At 65.4% G+C, this 15,596-nt stretch carries 14 protein-coding genes; 5 read left to right on the top strand and 9 right to left on the bottom strand.

Translation table 11 applies throughout. From position 1 onward, the window contains the following. The first annotated feature begins 84 nt into the window (after positions 1 to 84). From CHR90_RS15030 to CHR90_RS15015, 4 genes are all read left to right on the top strand, one after another. On the top strand, positions 85 to 1,671 hold the full coding sequence (locus tag CHR90_RS15030) for a DUF2491 family protein (protein ID WP_141210966.1): 1,587 nt from the start codon (positions 85 to 87) through the stop codon (positions 1,669 to 1,671). Then, the gene (locus CHR90_RS15025) at positions 1,671 to 2,084 is read left to right on the top strand and encodes a DUF350 domain-containing protein (protein ID WP_094409883.1); all 414 of its coding nucleotides are present in this window, start codon (positions 1,671 to 1,673) and stop codon (positions 2,082 to 2,084) included. Before CHR90_RS15030 ends, CHR90_RS15025 begins: the two co-directional genes overlap by 1 nt. 21 nt (positions 2,085 to 2,105) lie before the next feature. Next, positions 2,106 to 2,897 (top strand): hypothetical protein, encoded by a 792-nt coding sequence (locus tag CHR90_RS15020; RefSeq protein WP_094409881.1) that lies wholly within the window; start codon positions 2,106 to 2,108, stop codon positions 2,895 to 2,897. A 409-nt stretch (positions 2,898 to 3,306) separates the two neighbouring features. Beyond that, positions 3,307 to 5,688 (top strand): transporter substrate-binding protein, encoded by a 2,382-nt coding sequence (locus tag CHR90_RS15015; protein WP_094409880.1) that lies wholly within the window; start codon positions 3,307 to 3,309, stop codon positions 5,686 to 5,688. 36 nt (positions 5,689 to 5,724) lie between these two features. Here CHR90_RS15015 and CHR90_RS15010 read toward each other — a convergent pair whose 3' ends face one another. Next, positions 5,725 to 7,101: an MFS transporter gene (locus tag CHR90_RS15010; RefSeq protein WP_094409878.1), complete on the bottom strand. Its 1,377-nt coding sequence runs from the start codon at positions 7,099 to 7,101 to the stop codon at positions 5,725 to 5,727. A 124-nt stretch (positions 7,102 to 7,225) separates the two neighbouring features. Here CHR90_RS15010 and CHR90_RS15005 point away from each other — a divergent pair, with 124 nt between their 5' ends. Further along, on the top strand, positions 7,226 to 8,116 hold the full coding sequence (locus CHR90_RS15005) for a LysR family transcriptional regulator (protein ID WP_094409876.1): 891 nt from the start codon (positions 7,226 to 7,228) through the stop codon (positions 8,114 to 8,116). Here CHR90_RS15005 and CHR90_RS15000 read toward each other — a convergent pair. The 8 genes from CHR90_RS15000 to coaBC all read right to left on the bottom strand — a co-directional run bounded on the left by CHR90_RS15000 (position 8,113) and on the right by coaBC (position 15,589). Beyond that, positions 8,113 to 9,849: a glucosaminidase domain-containing protein gene (locus tag CHR90_RS15000; protein WP_094409874.1), complete on the bottom strand. Its 1,737-nt coding sequence runs from the start codon at positions 9,847 to 9,849 to the stop codon at positions 8,113 to 8,115. The two genes, CHR90_RS15005 and CHR90_RS15000, sit on opposite strands and share 4 nt — an antisense overlap. Before the next feature lie 99 nt (positions 9,850 to 9,948). Then, positions 9,949 to 10,512: a NifU family protein gene (locus CHR90_RS14995; RefSeq protein ID WP_094409872.1), complete on the bottom strand. Its 564-nt coding sequence runs from the start codon at positions 10,510 to 10,512 to the stop codon at positions 9,949 to 9,951. Between the two features lie 97 nt (positions 10,513 to 10,609). Further along, on the bottom strand, positions 10,610 to 11,914 hold the full coding sequence (locus CHR90_RS14990; protein ID WP_094409870.1) for an MFS transporter: 1,305 nt from the start codon (positions 11,912 to 11,914) through the stop codon (positions 10,610 to 10,612). A 46-nt stretch (positions 11,915 to 11,960) separates the two neighbouring features. Further along, on the bottom strand, positions 11,961 to 12,356 hold the full coding sequence (locus CHR90_RS14985; protein ID WP_094409868.1) for a MarR family winged helix-turn-helix transcriptional regulator: 396 nt from the start codon (positions 12,354 to 12,356) through the stop codon (positions 11,961 to 11,963). Positions 12,357 to 12,427: 71 nt separating this feature from the next. After that, positions 12,428 to 13,381 carry a cysteine synthase A gene (cysK, locus tag CHR90_RS14980; protein WP_094409867.1) on the bottom strand — a complete coding sequence of 318 codons (954 nt, stop codon included), beginning with the start codon at positions 13,379 to 13,381 and terminating at the stop codon, positions 12,428 to 12,430. Positions 13,382 to 13,450: 69 nt separating this feature from the next. Next, positions 13,451 to 13,900, bottom strand: coding sequence for an RrF2 family transcriptional regulator (locus CHR90_RS14975; RefSeq protein WP_094409865.1), 450 nt, complete (start codon positions 13,898 to 13,900; stop codon positions 13,451 to 13,453). Between the two features lie 13 nt (positions 13,901 to 13,913). Then, positions 13,914 to 14,372, bottom strand: coding sequence for a dUTP diphosphatase (gene dut / locus CHR90_RS14970; RefSeq protein WP_094409864.1), 459 nt, complete (start codon positions 14,370 to 14,372; stop codon positions 13,914 to 13,916). Beyond that, positions 14,372 to 15,589: a bifunctional phosphopantothenoylcysteine decarboxylase/phosphopantothenate--cysteine ligase CoaBC gene (gene coaBC / locus CHR90_RS14965; RefSeq protein WP_094409863.1), complete on the bottom strand. Its 1,218-nt coding sequence runs from the start codon at positions 15,587 to 15,589 to the stop codon at positions 14,372 to 14,374. Before coaBC ends, dut begins: the two co-directional genes overlap by 1 nt. Between the last annotated feature and the right edge of the window lie 7 nt (positions 15,590 to 15,596).

Here is a 15,596-nt window from a genome sequence, read left to right as displayed (position 1 = left end):
CGCAGGATGCAAGACGCCGGGGCGCTTCCTAGATATACTGCGCCCGGTCTTGCACCGGGCAGTAGAACGAGGGAGAGGAAGCGGGTGAGGATATGGCGTCAAGGGCTGGCGGTCGCGCTGGCCGGGCTTTTGGCCGTGGCACAGCCGCTGCCGAGCCTCATCGGACTTCGTTCCCTCGCCACCGCCCTTGCCGTCGCGGCCCCCGCCGCCGTTAGCCTATGGAGCGACACGGCCGATGCCCGCAGTTCCAGCCGGTCCAGCAGCGGCGGTTATTCACGCTCGGGCAGCAGTTCGTCCCGCACCCCGTCTTTCTCGGGAAGCACCGGATCGTCCGGCGGATATGCCCGCCCCAGCCCGGTGCCGAGCGCGCCGACGCGCACGCCCTCGCTCTCGTCCAGCGACCGCGATGCCTCCCGCGCGGCCTCCCGCCAGGGGCTGAATGATTTCCAAGCCCGGCAGGCGCCAAGCACGCCGAGCGCCCCCAGCGGCAGCGTGCCGAATGCGGGCAGTTCCTATAGCGGCGGATCGTCCGGCAGCTATACGACCGGCTCCGGTATCCGCATCCCGCGCCAGACGCCCGCCTATCAGCAGTATGTACCGCCTTACTACGCCGGACCGTCGCGCTTCGGTATGTGGGACGCGGCGATGCTGTTCTTCATGCTCAACTCGCTGAACAGCCCCAGCCATTCGGCGTTTTTCTACCATCACGCCCAAGACCCCAATTACCTCGCGTGGCGGGCGGAAGCCGACAAGATGGCCGCGACCGACCCCGAGCTGAAAGCGAAGCTGGCCGAGGTGGATCGCAGCATCGCTACGCAGGCCCAGAGCGGCAAACCGCGCGATGCCAGTTATATTCCGCCCGATCTGGCCGAAAAAGACAGCGGCGGCTTCCCCTGGGGCTGGGTGATCGTCGCGCTGGTCATCGGCGGCGCAGTCTATTGGTTCATCCTGCGTCGGCGCACGCCGCCGAACGCCTCTGCGGAGAGTGATATGGGTTCCACCCCTTTCGGCCTTGGTAAATCCATTCTGCAAGGCAAGCTGGGCAATAAGACGCCTTACCGCCCGGATTATCTGCGCCTCGGCATGGGGGTGACGCTCGACCCATCGGCCTTCATCCTGCTCGGCCCAACCTCCCCCGTTCCGCGCCCGGCACAAAGCGGCGGTGTGGCGACCGTGACGGCGATTAGCACCCTAACGGCGCCGGGCGAAAACCCGAATACGGCGCGGCAGGCTTGGTTGCAGCTTTCCGAAAACAGCTTCGTCGAAGTCGCCCTAGCGGCCAACGGTCAGCCGGAAGGCGCGCGCTATTTCGGCAAAATCGATGAAGTCTACCCCGCCGATGCCGACGAATGGGCGTTTTGGCTGGCGGAGGAAGACGGGATGATCGGCTGGCCCGAATTCCAGACCAAAAGCGGCCATACCTATAGCCGCCAATGGCTGCCCGGCGACCGCCGCATCGCCCCGCGCCGCCTGACGGAACTCCGCGAGCGCGCCGATGGGGTGATGGAACGGACGATTTCCGCCATGCTCTACGCCCGCGACACCGGCCAAAAATCCCCGGCGCCGGAAACCGAATATCTGCTGGTCTTCGCCTCCGAAACCCCGGAAGAAGCCTGGGTTGAACTCTACCTCGGCATCGATCTGCCGCTCTCTAGCTTGGGACTCGCCTAATGACCGATATTCTTGCCGGGCTGGCCGCCGGGCTGCCGCTGCTGTTCGTTCATTTCGTCGTCACGGTCGTGCTGCTGCTAATCGGTATCGGGCTGCACATGGTGCTGACCCCGATGAAGGAGAAGGAACTGATTGCCGCAGGCAATAGCGCCGCCGCCGTCTCGCTCGCCGCTGCCACCATTGGTCTTGCCCTGCCGCTGGCGGCGACCTTGGCCACCGCTCAGGGCGTCGTCGATGTCCTGATCTGGGGCGGCGTGGGGACGCTGGTGCAAGTGATCATCTTCGGCGTCGCCCGCTTCATCGCCCCGACGCTGCCGGGCCGCATCGAACGCGGCGATATGGCCGCCGCGATTACGCTGGCGGGCTGGCAAGTCTCCATCGGTCTGCTCAACGCCGCCGCGCTGGCGGGTTAATTCACAGTAAGAGGAAGCCCCATGTTCGCCTTCATCAAAAATCTTCTGGGCGTCAAAGCCGATCAGGCGATCAAAACCGGCGTCGAAGCCTTGGTGCGCTGGGATCCGAAGGCCGCCACCGAGGCCGAACTGCGCACGATGGAGCAAAACCTCGACCAGCTTGGTCGCGAAGTGGCGCAGGCGCGCCTTGCCCTCGATAAGGAGCAGAAGGAGGCCGACGCTATCGTCGCCCTCTATAACCAGCGCCTTGCTGCCGCCGAACATCTGGGGGCGCAGGCCGCCGCCGAGACCGATCCGGCCAAGAAAGCCCAGGTCGAAAAGAGCCTAACCACCCTGCTCGATATGCTCGAACAGATGGCGCCAGAGATCGAGCGCGAAAAGCAGGATGCCCTGGATGCGCAGGAATTCCTGAGCATGCTGGAAAATACCTATGCCGATGCGGGCAGCAAGCTACGCAATGCACGGGCGGAACTGGAACGGGCGCAACGGGATCTTAGCCGCGCCGAACAGCAGCGCGCCGTCGCTGACCGTCAGGCGGAAGCCGCCCGTAAGGCTGCGGGACTGGCCAGCTCCACCGATGGGCTTGGCACCGCGCTGAAGGCGATGAAGGAAAGCGCCGAAAAGGAACGGGTGTCCGCCGAAGCCCAACTGGCGAAAACCAAGCTGCTGTCGCTTGGCAAGCCGGAACAGGAAGACCCGAATATCGCTGCCGCCCTGGCAGCAGCCAGCGGTCAGGCCGCCGTCCCGAAGACCGATGTCGGCGCCCGTCTAGCCGCCCTACGCGGCGGGCAGAAGTCGCTGCCGTCCGGTTAGAGCCTATCCCGAGCGGGGGGAACCATCCGCGACGACGCCTATGCAGAACAAAACAAAGGGTTGAGACGGCTCCCGTAAGCCAAAGCGACCGATCTTTTTTCCCTACGACGGAGGCCTCGCGCCTCCGTTTTTGTTGTTTGGAAGGGGGGCCGTTCTCGGCGTCCCTTCGCCCCTCCCCAATTCCTGCTCAAAACATATTGAGAAATTGATACGAATGCTTTTTAATTATCGTGTCTAAAATATTTCGAACCCTGGCCTTCGCGTTTGCCTCTCTCAAAAATACAAGTGATCCTGACGCTTTGTGGCTCCTCGTGGGGCACCGAGTTAACGGTCTCTTCGTTTGTCTGCGATATGGGTAAACCTAGGTTCATTGTTAACCGATCCATAGACTGCACGCGAGTCACCGCCAATGAGTTCACGCTGGGCCGGATTGATCGTCGGGGGAACCTCAGGGGTTGCGGTGGCGGCGGGCGGATGGCTCGCCCCTTTTCTGCCAGGGCCTTGGATCTATTGGCTCTTAGCCCCTGTCGCCGGGCTTAGCATCGGGCTAACGGCCCAGCTTTTGAACCGCCGCAGCTTGACACCCCTCGCCCGTGCCCTTCGGGCGCTCGCCCTGCGCGAACGCTTTGTGCAGGTGCCCTACACACAGACCCTAGGCCCGCTCGGCCAGATCGCCCAAGCGGCGCTGAAGCTGCGCGAAGCCGTCACCGATGCCGATACCCTGGCCGCCGAACGCCAGGCGGAAGGGCAGCAGCAGACCATCCGCAATCAAGCGCGGGCCGTTCTGACGGGCCGGTTTGAAACCGACGCCGCAACCCTGCTCTCTGAGATGAGCGATGCCACTCAGGCGCTGAGCCGCATGGCCGAAACGCTACTATCCCATGCCGAAGTGGCGGACGGACGAAGCGCAACAGGGGTGCGGACGGCCAGCACCGTATCGGCCCAGATCGGCACGATGGCCACCGCCTCCGACCGATTGGCGCACGTGATCGAGGGGATCCGCGAACGGGCTGACGAAAGCCGCACGGTCACGGCCAGCACCGTCGCCACCGTCGCCAGCACCAATGCCTCGGTCGCGGCCTTGACCGAAGCAACCGACCGGATCGCCAGCATTGCCACGCTGATCGGCGCCATCGCCCAGAAAACCCAAATGCTGGCGCTCAATGCCAGTATCGAAGCGGCGCGGGCGGGCGATGCCGGGCGCGGCTTTGCGGTTGTGGCGAATGAGGTCAAAGCGCTCTCCGCACAGATCACCGCCGCCACCGCCGATATCCGCACCGATGTGGGACAGATGAGCGGCGCGGTTACCGAGGCGGTGACGGCGATTTCTGACATTGCCGAGGCGATTGGCGGGCTCGACCGGCTGGCGGCGGGCTTTGCCGATGCCGCGGTGGAAGGGGAAATGGCGGCAGCGGAAATCGGCCGGACGGCCCTGATGGCCGCGGGCGGCGTCGGCACGCTGGTCACTGACCTCACCGCCGCTGCCGGGGCTGCCGCAGACACGAAAACCGCGTCCGACCAGGTGATGGGCGTGACCGTCGATCTGACCCGCGAGTTCGAAACGCTGCGCCACTCGGTCGCTGGGTTCCTGGGGGATATTCGCGGCGGCGGTATCCGCGTTGGCGTGCTGCATTCACTCAGCGGAACGATGGCGGGGTGCGAACGGCCTTTGCAAGACTTGCTGGTCATGATGATCGAGGAGGTCAACCGGGCGGGCGGCCTGCTTGGGCGCCCGCTGGAGGCGGTGATCGTCAACCCCCGCTCCGACTGGCCGCTCTATGGCAGCCTCGCCCGCAAGCTGCTGACCGAAGACAAGGTTTCGGTGCTGTTTGGCTGCTGGACGTCGATCAGCCGGAAGGAGGTGCTGCCGGTCGTCGAGGATCTGGGCGGCCTGCTGCTCTATCCCGTGCAATATGAAGGGGAAGAACAGTCGCCGAATGTTTTCTACACCGGGGCGACGCCGAACCAGCAGGCGCTGCCAGCGGTCGATTATCTGATGTCGCCCCAAGGCGGCGGCTTCCGGCGCTTTTATCTGGTCGGGACCGATTATGTGTACCCGCAGATCACCAATAAGATTCTGCAAGGCTATCTTCAGTCGAAGGGGATCGGCGGCAGCGACGTCGCCGTCAGCTTTACCCCCTTCGGGCATGAGGATTGGTCGGCGGAGGTTGCCGCCATGCGCCGGTTCGCGGCGGGCGGGAAAGCGGCGGTGATCTCCACGGTCAATGGCGATGCCAATATCTATTTCTACCGTGAACTCGCCCGCCAGGGCGTGACGGCGGCAACGCTGCCGGTGATGGCCTTTTCGGTCGGCGAGAATGAGGCGGCCAGCCTGGGGGCCGGACTACTGGACGGGCATCTTGTCGCCTGGAACTATCTGATGAGCCTTGAGGCGCCGGAAAACCGCCGCTTTATCGAGGCGTGGCGACGCCATACCGGCGACGCCAAGGCCGTGACCGACGATCCGATGGAAGCAACCTGGATCGGCTTCCATCTCTGGTGTGCCGCCGTCGAGAAAGCCGGAACAACGGACCCGAAAGCGGTTGCCGCCGCGATGGCGGGCAGTCGGATTACCGGCCCTGGCGGTGTGGAGGTGATGATGGACCCGCAGAACCACCATCTGCACAAGCCGCTGGCCATCGGGCGGGTAACGGCAGACGGGCGGATCACGACTATCCTGCGCGCCCCGGCCCTACTGCCCCCAGCGCCAAGTAGCCCGTATCTTAGCGCAAATCCCGAGCGGGTGGGTTCACTCGCGACGACGCATTTGCGTCATAAAACAATAGGCTAAAGCGGTTGACGTGAGCCTAAGCGAACTGAAACCGCTTTAGCGGGCGCTAACGCGGACAGACACCAAACCAACCCCCGCCAGTCCGGCAGCGACGAGAAACGCCAGCGTCAACCCCTGCGCCGCTTGGGCGGGGGCGGCGTCGGCACTATCCGCCGCCCCGCTGCCGAGGGCGAAGAGGGCGGCCATCGCCGACGCGCCCGCGATCAGCCCGAGATTGCGTGCCAGGGTCAGCAGCCCGGACAGCAGCCCGCGCTGGTCGGTTGGGGCCGTTTGCATCAGCCCGGCGGTATTCGCGGTATTGGCGAGGGAATAGCTGGCGGTCAGCAGCATCAACGCGCCGCCATAGGTAAGGACACCCATCCCCGGCACGACCAGAGCCATCAACAGGCTTGCCGCTGCCATGCCAATGAGGCCAATCCGGCTGGCGCTTTTGCTGCCCCAGCGCTCCGTCAAACGTCCGGCGGGCACGCCCATCAGCGCCGTCATCGCAGGGCCGCAGGACAAGATTAGCCCCGCCAGATCGGGCGATAGGCCCAGCCCGCGCGCCAAGTAGAACGGCCCAACGGCGAGGCTGGTCATCACGATCGCCGCGACCAGCAGCGCCACCAATAAAGTACGGCTGCGCCCGTCCGTCCGCAGCAGGGACCAAGGCAGTAAAGGCACTGCCGCCCTTGCATCCCGCGCGAAAAATAGCAGCAGGGCGATGGTCGCAACCGCGAGGCTGCCGAGCCGTTCGGCACTGGCGAACGGGCCGCGCAGGGTGATCGCCAAGGCGCCCCCCGCCAAGGCCAAAGCGAGCAGCAGCGTGCCGGGCAGAACCGCCGCCGCGCTCCCCCCGCGTTTGGACGGCGCGTCTGCCCGGCCATAGGCGGTAACCAGCCCGAGGGCGATCAGCGCCAGCGGCACATTCAGCCAGAACAGCGACGGCCAACCAAGATGGGCGATCAGGAACCCGCCAACCGACGGCCCCGCCGCCGTGCCTAGGGCCGACATGGTTCCCATCAAGCCGACCGCCCGGCCCGTTTGCTCTTTCGGCACAGCACTACTGGCAAGTGCAACGGTTAGCGCCAGCATCGCCGCCGCGCCGATCCCTTGGAAGGCGCGCCCGGCGATCAAGACCGGCAGCGACGGCGCCAGCGCGCAGAGGATCGACGCGAGGGTAAAGAGAGACAGCGCCCCGAGCAGCAGGCGGCGGCGCCCCAGCAAATCGCCGATCCGGCCCGCGCCGACGACCAGGGCGGTACTGGTGGCAAGATAGGCGAGCACGACCCATTGCAGGACCGGAAACGGCGCGGCGAAACTCTGGCCGAGGGTCGGCAGGGCGATGGTGGCGCTGCTGGTGCCGAGGGCGGCCAGCAGAAGGCTGAGCGCCAGACCGGCCAACGCCCGGCGCGGGGTAGACGTGGATGACATGGGGTTATCCTTTACAAGGCATGATCCCTGGAGTGTGCCGCGCTGCCAAATCAGGCGGCAGGCGCAGCGATTGCACTGAATAGCTGCATGAAACGCCCTGTCAGGCCGTGCTAAGCTGACTGGCATGCCCCGCCCCGACCTTGACCAATTGATCACCCTCGACGTTCTGCTGAGCGCAGGCAGCGTTGCCCGCGCGGCGGAACGCTTGCAGCTCAGCCCCTCTGCCATGAGCCGCGCTTTGGCCCGGCTCCGGGCCAGTTTCAACGATCCGCTGCTGGTCCGCGCCGGGCGCGGGCTGGTGCCGACCCCGCGCGCCGAAGCCCTGCGCCCGGAGGTGCGGCGCGTGCTGGAGGCGGCCGAGGCACTGTTTCGGATCGGTGCGGATTTCGACCCCGCCCATCTATCCCGCACGTTCACCCTGCGGATCAGCGATGGTTTTCTGGAAACCTTCGGCCCACCCCTGCTGGCAACGCTGGCCCGTGAGGCCCCCGGGGTGCGGCTACGCTTTGTGCCGAAGCAGGATAAGGATAGCGCCCCCTTGCGCGACGGCAGCATCGACCTCGAAACCGGCGTGATCGGCCCAGCAATGGGACCGGAAGTCCGGGCGCAGGCGCTGTTTCGCGACCGGTTTATCGGCGTCGTTCGCCCGGAGCATCCGCTGGCCGGAGGGAGGGTAACGGCGGAAGACTATGCTGCCGGGCAGCATATCGCCGTCGCCCGCCGCCCGGTGGAACGCTGGCCCGCCGACGAGGCCCTCGCCGCGCTTGGCCTAACCCGGCAGGTCCGCACGATTGTCGGCGGGTTTGCGGCGGCACTCTTTCTGGTGCGGAGCGGCGATCTGATCGCGACCGTACCGGAGCAACATACGGCGGGATTGCGGGCGGGGTTGATTGCTTTCCCACTGCCGATTGCGGTGCCAGAAATCACCGTCTCGCTGTTTTGGCACCCGCGCTTCGACGCCGACCCGGCGCACCGCTGGCTGCGGGAAACTTTGCGGGCGATTTGTAAGGCTTAGGGCGTCGGTTCGGTCTCGGCGCTGGCAAGGCGCAGGCGGGCCGAATCAAGGACGTGCAGATTATTATAGGCGAGGAGACTATTGACCGAGCGCACGTAATCCTGCCCGCGTTCGGAATAGCGCCCCAGCGAGGCCATCAACGCCGGGCCGGAGATTTCCTTCCCGCTGAGGCGCAGGCGGGCGCGCTGGTCGCGGAACCCGGCATAAGCGAAATGGGTGTTGAGATTGCGGATATAGGAGGCCACCCCTTCAGCCAGATCGGCATAGGGGCGCTGGCGGCGCACCTGCCGCCCATCGGCATCGCGCACCCACATGACCATCCCGAACAAGGCATTGCCATCGCGGGCCAGATTGGAGGTGCCCCAGCCGCTTTCTTCCGCCGCTTGGGCAAGCGCCAGCGACGGCGGCACGATATCGACGCGCTTCAGCAACTCGGGCAACGACCAGCGGTCTAAGCGAAATTCCGTCAGCACCGCCGTCACGAACGCGCGGTCTTCGTCGGTCAACTCGCCCGTCTCCACCCGCCCGGCCAGCTTCAGAATGCGGCGGCGGGTTTCCAGCAGATGCTCGTTGACGTGCAAAAGATGCGGCAGGACGGAACGCACGAAAACGCCCTTGCGCTCCTGCGGATCGACCGCATGGGGCAGATCGTGCGGCAGGCGGGCCAGAAAAACGCCCGGCACCTCTGACTCCAGCGCCGTATCGTAATCATGAGCGTCGAATAGCGAGAGCAGCTTGGCGGTCGAACCGACGGCACTGCGCGACAAAAGCTCCGGCTTCGGCGGGGAAACCGCGCTGACGGTGAAGGCCCCGGCATAGGGTTCGATGCCGAAGCGCGGCGTGGCCCGCGCGGGGCGGCTGGCGCTGCGGCGCTGGAGTTGCAGGGCGGCGTAATCGAACATTTCGACCCCGCGAAACCCGCTGAGATCCTGATCTTTATACCCACCGGGCACCAGCGCATCGGCCAGCAGTGCCCGGGTACGGACCAGCGGATCGGCCCCCGGCGGCAGCCCGTGCAACTCCTCGCGCAGGGCGACCAATTCGGCGACGGCGCGCAGGCTTTCGCTTAGCGGCGGCACGTTCGGACCCGGCAGCAATTCCGCTTGATCGCGCAGGGCCGCGTCCGGGATAGGATCGGCGCGCTGGGCCAGCAGCAGCGGGGCGGGTTCGCTCAGGTCATAAGCGAGCGTCTGGTCGGGATCGACCCAGGCGGTCTGCCCCGGCGTCTCGTCGGGCGGCGCGGCGACGGGCGGCGGCGCGGGGTCGAGCCGGTCGCGCGCGGCGAGTAGCCAGGTTGCTTCCGTCTCGCGCGGGCGCGGGTTAACGATTGCCCGGTCCACCGGCAGGGCATCCGGCAGCCGTGGCTCCGGCCGAAACGGATCGCGGCGGGGGGTGAACGGCGTCGGGCCGATCCGGTCCACCGATAGCGCCGCCGTTGCGGGTTCGACCAGCGGCTTTAGCCGGGCGAAGGCTTGCAGCGGCGTCAACGGCACCGGCGCGTGCCGCTGTTCGGCCAGGGCCGCGAGTTCCGAGGGGGGCGGCACGAACTGCTTTTTCGCCAGCAGCGGCGCGGGCGGCAGATGAATGGTGACGGCGGCGGGCGGGCGCGGCGGATGGCCTGCAATCAGGATCAGCGTTGCGACGGCAGACTCAAGCGCCAGCAGGCCGAGCAACGGCCGCCAGAATCGCTTTTCCGGCGGGCTGACCGCCAGTGTTTCCGCTTCCTCCCGCATCGCGCCAAAAGTCTAGCGCGATGATCGGCAGGAGTCTTGGACTCTGCGCGTCAGACTTGGTCTTACGCGCAGGCCCAGTTTTGCTTCAAACGCGATTCTTTAAGCGACAGCACGCACTTCCGTGATTTCTGGAACGTAATGCTTGAGCATATTTTCAATGCCCATTTTCAGGGTCGCAGTGGAGCTGGGGCAACCCGCGCAGGAACCGCGCATCTTAAGATAGACGACCCCCTTGTCGAACCCTCGGAAAACGATATCACCGCCATCCTGCGCCACGGCGGGGCGGACGCGCATGTCCAGCAGTTCTTTGATCTGCTGAACGATGCCCGCATCTTCCTCGGCAAACTCTTCGTCTTCGTCCATGTCGGTGCCGTCGATATCCTGCAGCACCGGCAGGCCGGACAGGAAATGATCCATCAGCGCCGCCATGACGATGGACTTCAGCACCGACCATTCTTCCGTGCCCGCCTTGGTGACGGTGACGAAATCATCGCCCAGGAACACATCGGTCACGCCGGCAACCCCGAACAACCGCTGCGCCAGCGGCGAGGAGACGGCTTCCTCCGCCGAGGCGTAATGCACACTGCCGCGCCCCAGTACCGGGCGACCGGGCAGAAACTTCAGCGTGGCGGGGTTGGGCGTGGCTTCGGTCTGGATGAACATGGCTGGTCCCTTAGGTAGAGCCGGGGCGTCCGGCGCGATATGGGACCAATTTGGTCCGTTTCGCGCCGGAAGGCAAGAGGGGGTTAACGGCGATCTTCTATGCGGTTGCTGGTTTGGCCGCGCGCTTGAGCGATAGGATCAGCAGCGTTGCCACCAAGCAGGCCGCCCCGGCGATATAAAGCGCGGGCAGATAGGTACCAAATTCCGTGCGCGCCGTTCCCGCCCCGAACGCCGCCGTCGCCGCGCCCAACTGATGCCCCGCGAACACCCAGCCGAAAACCAGGGGCGCCCGCGCCGGGCCAAAACGCTCGGCGGCCAGTTTCACCGTCGGCGGCACGGTGGCAATCCAATCGAGGCCGTAGAAGACCGCGAAGATCGACAGAAGATAGACGTTGAACTCGGTGAACGGAAGATAGAGCAACGACAAACCGCGCAGCCCGTAGAACCACGCCAGCAACCAGCGGTTATCGTAGCGGTCGGACAGCCAGCCCGCGCCGATCGTGCCGATGAAATCGAAGACACCGATCAGGGCCAGCATCCCGGCGGCGCCGACCGGCACGATGCCAAAATCGCCACAGATCGCGACCCAATGGGTCTGGATCAGCCCATTCGTCGAGAGGCCGCAGATGAAGAAGGTTAGGAACAGCACCCAGAAGGTCCGCGTTACCGCCGCCTCTTTCAACGCGCCTAAAGGAAGGGCGATCAGGTTGCTAAGGCTCGCATCCTGCGGGGCGGGCGCGGGCTGGAAGCTGCCGCCATAGGGGCCGAGGCCGACATCGGCCGGATGATTGCGCATTAGCAGGGCGACCAACGCAAACGCCAGCGTCAACGCGCAGAGGATGAAGATCAAGGCCGCTCGCCAGCCGATTTCAGTGGTCAGCGTCGCCAGCAGCGGCAGAAAGACCAATTGGCCGGTGGCATTGCTGGCGGTCAGCAGCCCAACGACCAGCCCGCGCCGATGGGCAAACCAGCGCGTCGCCACCGTCGCGCCCAGCACGAGCGCGGTCATGCCCGTCCCGAAGCCGAGGATAACGCCCCACAGCAGCACGAGCTGCCACAGGTGGGTCATGAACAGCGAGCCGAAAATGCCGCTGCCGATCATCCCCAGCGCCAGCATCACAACGCGGCGAACGCCGAACAGCGTCATGAAGGCCGCCGCAAACGGCCCCATCAGCCCGAACAGCAACAGCCGCACGGCAAAGGCGAAGGAAATATCGGCGGTGGACCAGCCGAATTCCCGCTGCAACGGCTCGATCATCACCCCGGCAGACCCCAGGGCCCCGGCGGTGGCGAGCATGGTCAGAAAGGTCGCCGCTGCGACCACCCAACCATAATGAATGCCGCGTTGGGCGAGAAAGGCCGCCAATCGGCTGGGGTCTTGGGTCACAGGGTCCGCGCGCATCGGCGCCTCCGTTCATTAAGGGTATATACCCGTTTTTAAGTAAAAATTACAAAGCGTGAAGCAAGCGGGTGAGCTGCCCGGCATCCACCGCGCCCAACCGGGTTTCAAGATCGACCTGGACCTGATGCCAAATTGGATCGGCCCGCTTCAACAGGGCATGCCCCGCCTCGGTTAAAGCGACGGAGGCTTCGCGCTGGTCAAGACTGGTGACATGCTGCACGAGGCCCAACCGTTCTAGCGGCTTCAGGTTGCGCCCGACGGTCGACCGGTCCAACTCCGCCCGCTGGGCTAAGTCGGTGATCGACACTGGCTCCCCCCGCCGAATACGCCGCATCAGGCTAAACTGTGCCAGGGTAATGCCGAAGGGCGCCAAGGCCGCATCATAAAGCGCGGTGACTTTGCGGGAGGCTGTGCGCAGCAGGATGCAGTAGCAGTCGCTCATCGTAGAAACGGGTATATGCCCGCATCCCGATTAAAGCAAGGGGAAGGTTTGACCCTTCCCCTGCATGCGGCTTATTCCAGCCCTTCGAAGAGCGCGGTCGAAAGATAACGCTCGGCGAACGACGGGATGATGACGACGATGCGCTTGCCCGCATTTTCCGGGCGGGCGGCGAGTTCCAGCGCTGCGGCCAGGGCCGCACCAGAGGAAATGCCGACCGGCAAGCCTTCCAGCCGCGCCACATCGCGGGCGGTGCGGAAGGCGGTGTCGTTCCCGATGCGGATCACTTCATCGATCACTTTGGTATCGAGAATGCCCGGCACGAACCCGGCGCCGATGCCTTGAATCTTATGGGGGCCGGGCTGGCCGCCCGACAGCACGGGGCTATCTTCCGGCTCGACCGCCACCACCTTGACGCCCGGCAGCTTTTCTTTCAGCACCTGACCGACGCCGGTGATCGTGCCGCCGGTGCCGACGCCGCCGACGATGAAATCGACCTTGCCCTCGGTATCGGCGATGATTTCTTCGGCGGTCGTCGCCCGATGCACGGCCGGGTTCGCCGGGTTTTCGAACTGCTGCAGCATGATCGCATTCGGATCATTGGCGACCAACTCGTTCGCCGCCGCAATCGCCCCCTTCATCCCTTGGGCCGCCGGGGTCAGGCGCAATTCGGCGCCCAAGAGGCGCAGCATCTTACGCCGTTCGACCGACATCGATTCGGGCATGGTCAGGACCAGCTTATAGCCCTTGGCCGCCGCCACGAAGGCCAGCGCGATGCCGGTATTGCCCGACGTCGGTTCGACCAGCGTCGCCCCCGGCTTCAGGCGCCCGTCGCGCTCGGCGGCATCAATCATCGCCAGACCGATGCGGTCTTTGACCGAGGCGAGCGGGTTAAAAAACTCCAGCTTCGCCAGAATTTCGGCCCCCGCCTTCCGGTCGGCGGCCAGTTTCGACACGCGCACCAGCGGCGTCGCGCCGATGGTATCGACGATGCTGTCGTAAATGCGGTTACGGAAGGTGGCGGTCATTACAGATCTCCGTCGGTAAATTACCGAAATTATTCTAGTGGAATTGTATATAACATCGCCAATCGGATGTTAAATGGTAAAATCCACAACGGCGGTGGTATTCGCCAGAATCCCGGCACTGCGGGCGCGGTCGCATAGGTCTTCCAGGGTGATCGATTCGAGCCGCGCCATGACTTCCGCCGTCAGTTCGGTCCACAGCGGCTGCACGACCTTGGTGCCGAGGTCGGAGGTGCTGGCGTCCGGCCCCTCGTTCTCCTCCTCCCCGGTCACGAGGCGGATGATTTCGCCCAAGGTGATGCGCCGCCGTTCGCGCGCCAGCCGATAGCCGCCGCGCGGCCCGCGTACCCCCGCCAGAATCCCGGCGCGGGTCAATTGTTGCAGGATCGGCTCCAGCGAGCGGCGGGGAATGCCTTGCCGAGTGGTGATATCCCCCGACTGCACCGTGGTGCCGCCCGCGTGATAGGCGATATCCAGAACGGCTTCGATGGCAAGCAGGGTTTTACGCGGCAGGCCGAGCATCACAGGAGCCTCCTCAGGCTGAAGCAAGGCCGGTGGAGCCAAAGCCGCCCGCGCCGCGCGCGGTATCGTCCAGGCTATCCACCGGGGTCAGATCGGCCCGCGTCACCGGGGCGAGCAGAAACTGCGCAATACGCATTCCCCGCTCCACCGTGAAGGGCAGATCGCCGTGGTTGATCAGGATCACCTGCACCTCGCCGCGATAATCCGCGTCGATGGTACCGGGGGCGTTCAACACGGTAATGCCGTGCTTCGCAGCGAGACCGGAGCGGGGACGCACTTGCCCTTCGTATCCGGCAGGAATAGCGAAGGCGAGGCCGGTCGGGATCAGCGCCTGTTTACCGGGGGCAAGCGTATGCGGTTCGGCCACCGCCGCCAGCAGATCGAACCCCGCCGCTCCCTCGGTCGCATAGGCGGGCAGCGGCAGATCGGCCCCGTGGGGCAAGCGGCGGACAGGCAGGGGAACGGCGGTCATCAGGCGTCTCTCATGGTTGAAAAATATTCGGCGACGGCGTGGGTCAGCCGTCGGGCGGCGTCGGTCTTCGCGCTATGCGGCCAGGGGGTGACCCCGGCGGCGGTCACCAGGAACAGGCGCGAATGGGTGCCGCCGAACGTGCCGGTTTCCGGGCTAACGTCATTGGCCAAAATCCAGTCGCAGCCCTTGCGCACCCGTTTGGCGGCGGCATGCTCCAGCACCTTTTCCGTCTCCGCCGCAAAGCCGATCACCAGCGCCGGGCGCTTCGGATGCTGGGAGACCGTGCGCAGAATGTCGGGGTTCTCGGTCAGCACCAGGGCGGGCGGGCCATCGGCGCCCTTTTTCAGCTTCTGATCAGCGGCGCTGGCGACGCGCCAATCGGCGACCGCCGCCGCCCCAACGAAAACATCGGCGGGCAAGGCCGCGTCCACCGCCGCCAGCATCTGCTGCGCGCTCTCGATGGGCTTGAAATCCATACCGGCTGGAACCGGTTCCTGCGTCGGGCCGGAAACCAGCGTCACCCGCATGCCTGCGGCTGCCAGCGCTGCCGCAATCGCATGGCCCTGCTTGCCCGAGGAGCGGTTGGCGATATAGCGCACCGGATCAATCGGCTCATGGGTGGGGCCGGAAGTGACGATGGCGTGCTTGCCGACCAGCGACGGCAGCGGTTGGTGCTGGTGAAACGCCTCCTCCAGCGCGGCCAGCAGGCCCGGCACTTCCACAAGACGGCCCGACCCGACCTCGCCGCAGGCCAAATCCCCCGCCGCTGGGCCGATGACCGTAATGCCGCGCGCAATCAGCGTGGCGACATTGGCTTGGGTCGCCGCGTGCTGCCACATATGGGTGTTCATCGCCGGGGCAATCAACACGGGTTTATCGGTCGCCAGCAGCGCCGTGGTGGCGAGATCGTCGGCAATCCCGGCGGCCATCTTGGCGATCAAATTGGCCGTCGCGGGGGCCACCAGCACCAGATCGGCCTCTCGCGACAGGCGGATATGGCCCATCTCGCTTTCATCGGTCAGCGAGAAGAGATCCTGATAGACCTTATTTTCCGACAGGGCCGCCACGGATAGCGGCGTCACAAACTCCGCCCCCGCCTTGGTCAGCACGCAGCGCACATCGACGCCGCGATCGCGCAGACGGCGAATCAGCTCCAGCACCTTATAGGCGGCAATTCCCCCGCCGATGATCAGCAGCAGCCTTTTTCCCGACAGCATCTGTTTG

The organism is Elstera cyanobacteriorum (genome assembly GCF_002251735.1).
Classification (GTDB): Bacteria; Pseudomonadota; Alphaproteobacteria; order Elsterales; family Elsteraceae; genus Elstera; species Elstera cyanobacteriorum.
Note: the sequence above shows the minus strand (reverse complement) of the source record. Positions and strands in the feature narration are given on the sequence as shown.

Excerpts from the sequence above, each read along its gene's own strand:
- CHR90_RS14985 (WP_094409868.1), bottom strand. The coding sequence starts at position 12,356 with ATGAGCGACTGCTACTGCATCCTGCTGCGCACAGCCTCCCGCAAAGTC.
- CHR90_RS15015 (WP_094409880.1), top strand. The coding sequence starts at position 3,307 with ATGAGTTCACGCTGGGCCGGATTGATCGTCGGGGGAACCTCAGGGGTT.
- CHR90_RS15000 (WP_094409874.1), bottom strand. The coding sequence starts at position 9,849 with ATGCGGGAGGAAGCGGAAACACTGGCGGTCAGCCCGCCGGAAAAGCGA.
- CHR90_RS15020 (WP_094409881.1), top strand. The coding sequence starts at position 2,106 with ATGTTCGCCTTCATCAAAAATCTTCTGGGCGTCAAAGCCGATCAGGCG.
- CHR90_RS15025 (WP_094409883.1), top strand. The coding sequence starts at position 1,671 with ATGACCGATATTCTTGCCGGGCTGGCCGCCGGGCTGCCGCTGCTGTTC.
- dut (WP_094409864.1), bottom strand. The coding sequence starts at position 14,372 with ATGACCGCCGTTCCCCTGCCTGTCCGCCGCTTGCCCCACGGGGCCGAT.
- CHR90_RS15010 (WP_094409878.1), bottom strand. The coding sequence starts at position 7,101 with ATGTCATCCACGTCTACCCCGCGCCGGGCGTTGGCCGGTCTGGCGCTC.
- cysK (WP_094409867.1), bottom strand. The coding sequence starts at position 13,381 with ATGACCGCCACCTTCCGTAACCGCATTTACGACAGCATCGTCGATACC.
- CHR90_RS14995 (WP_094409872.1), bottom strand. The coding sequence starts at position 10,512 with ATGTTCATCCAGACCGAAGCCACGCCCAACCCCGCCACGCTGAAGTTT.
- CHR90_RS14975 (WP_094409865.1), bottom strand. The coding sequence starts at position 13,900 with ATGCTCGGCCTGCCGCGTAAAACCCTGCTTGCCATCGAAGCCGTTCTG.
- CHR90_RS14990 (WP_094409870.1), bottom strand. The coding sequence starts at position 11,914 with ATGCGCGCGGACCCTGTGACCCAAGACCCCAGCCGATTGGCGGCCTTT.
- CHR90_RS15005 (WP_094409876.1), top strand. The coding sequence starts at position 7,226 with ATGCCCCGCCCCGACCTTGACCAATTGATCACCCTCGACGTTCTGCTG.
- coaBC (WP_094409863.1), bottom strand. The coding sequence starts at position 15,589 with ATGCTGTCGGGAAAAAGGCTGCTGCTGATCATCGGCGGGGGAATTGCC.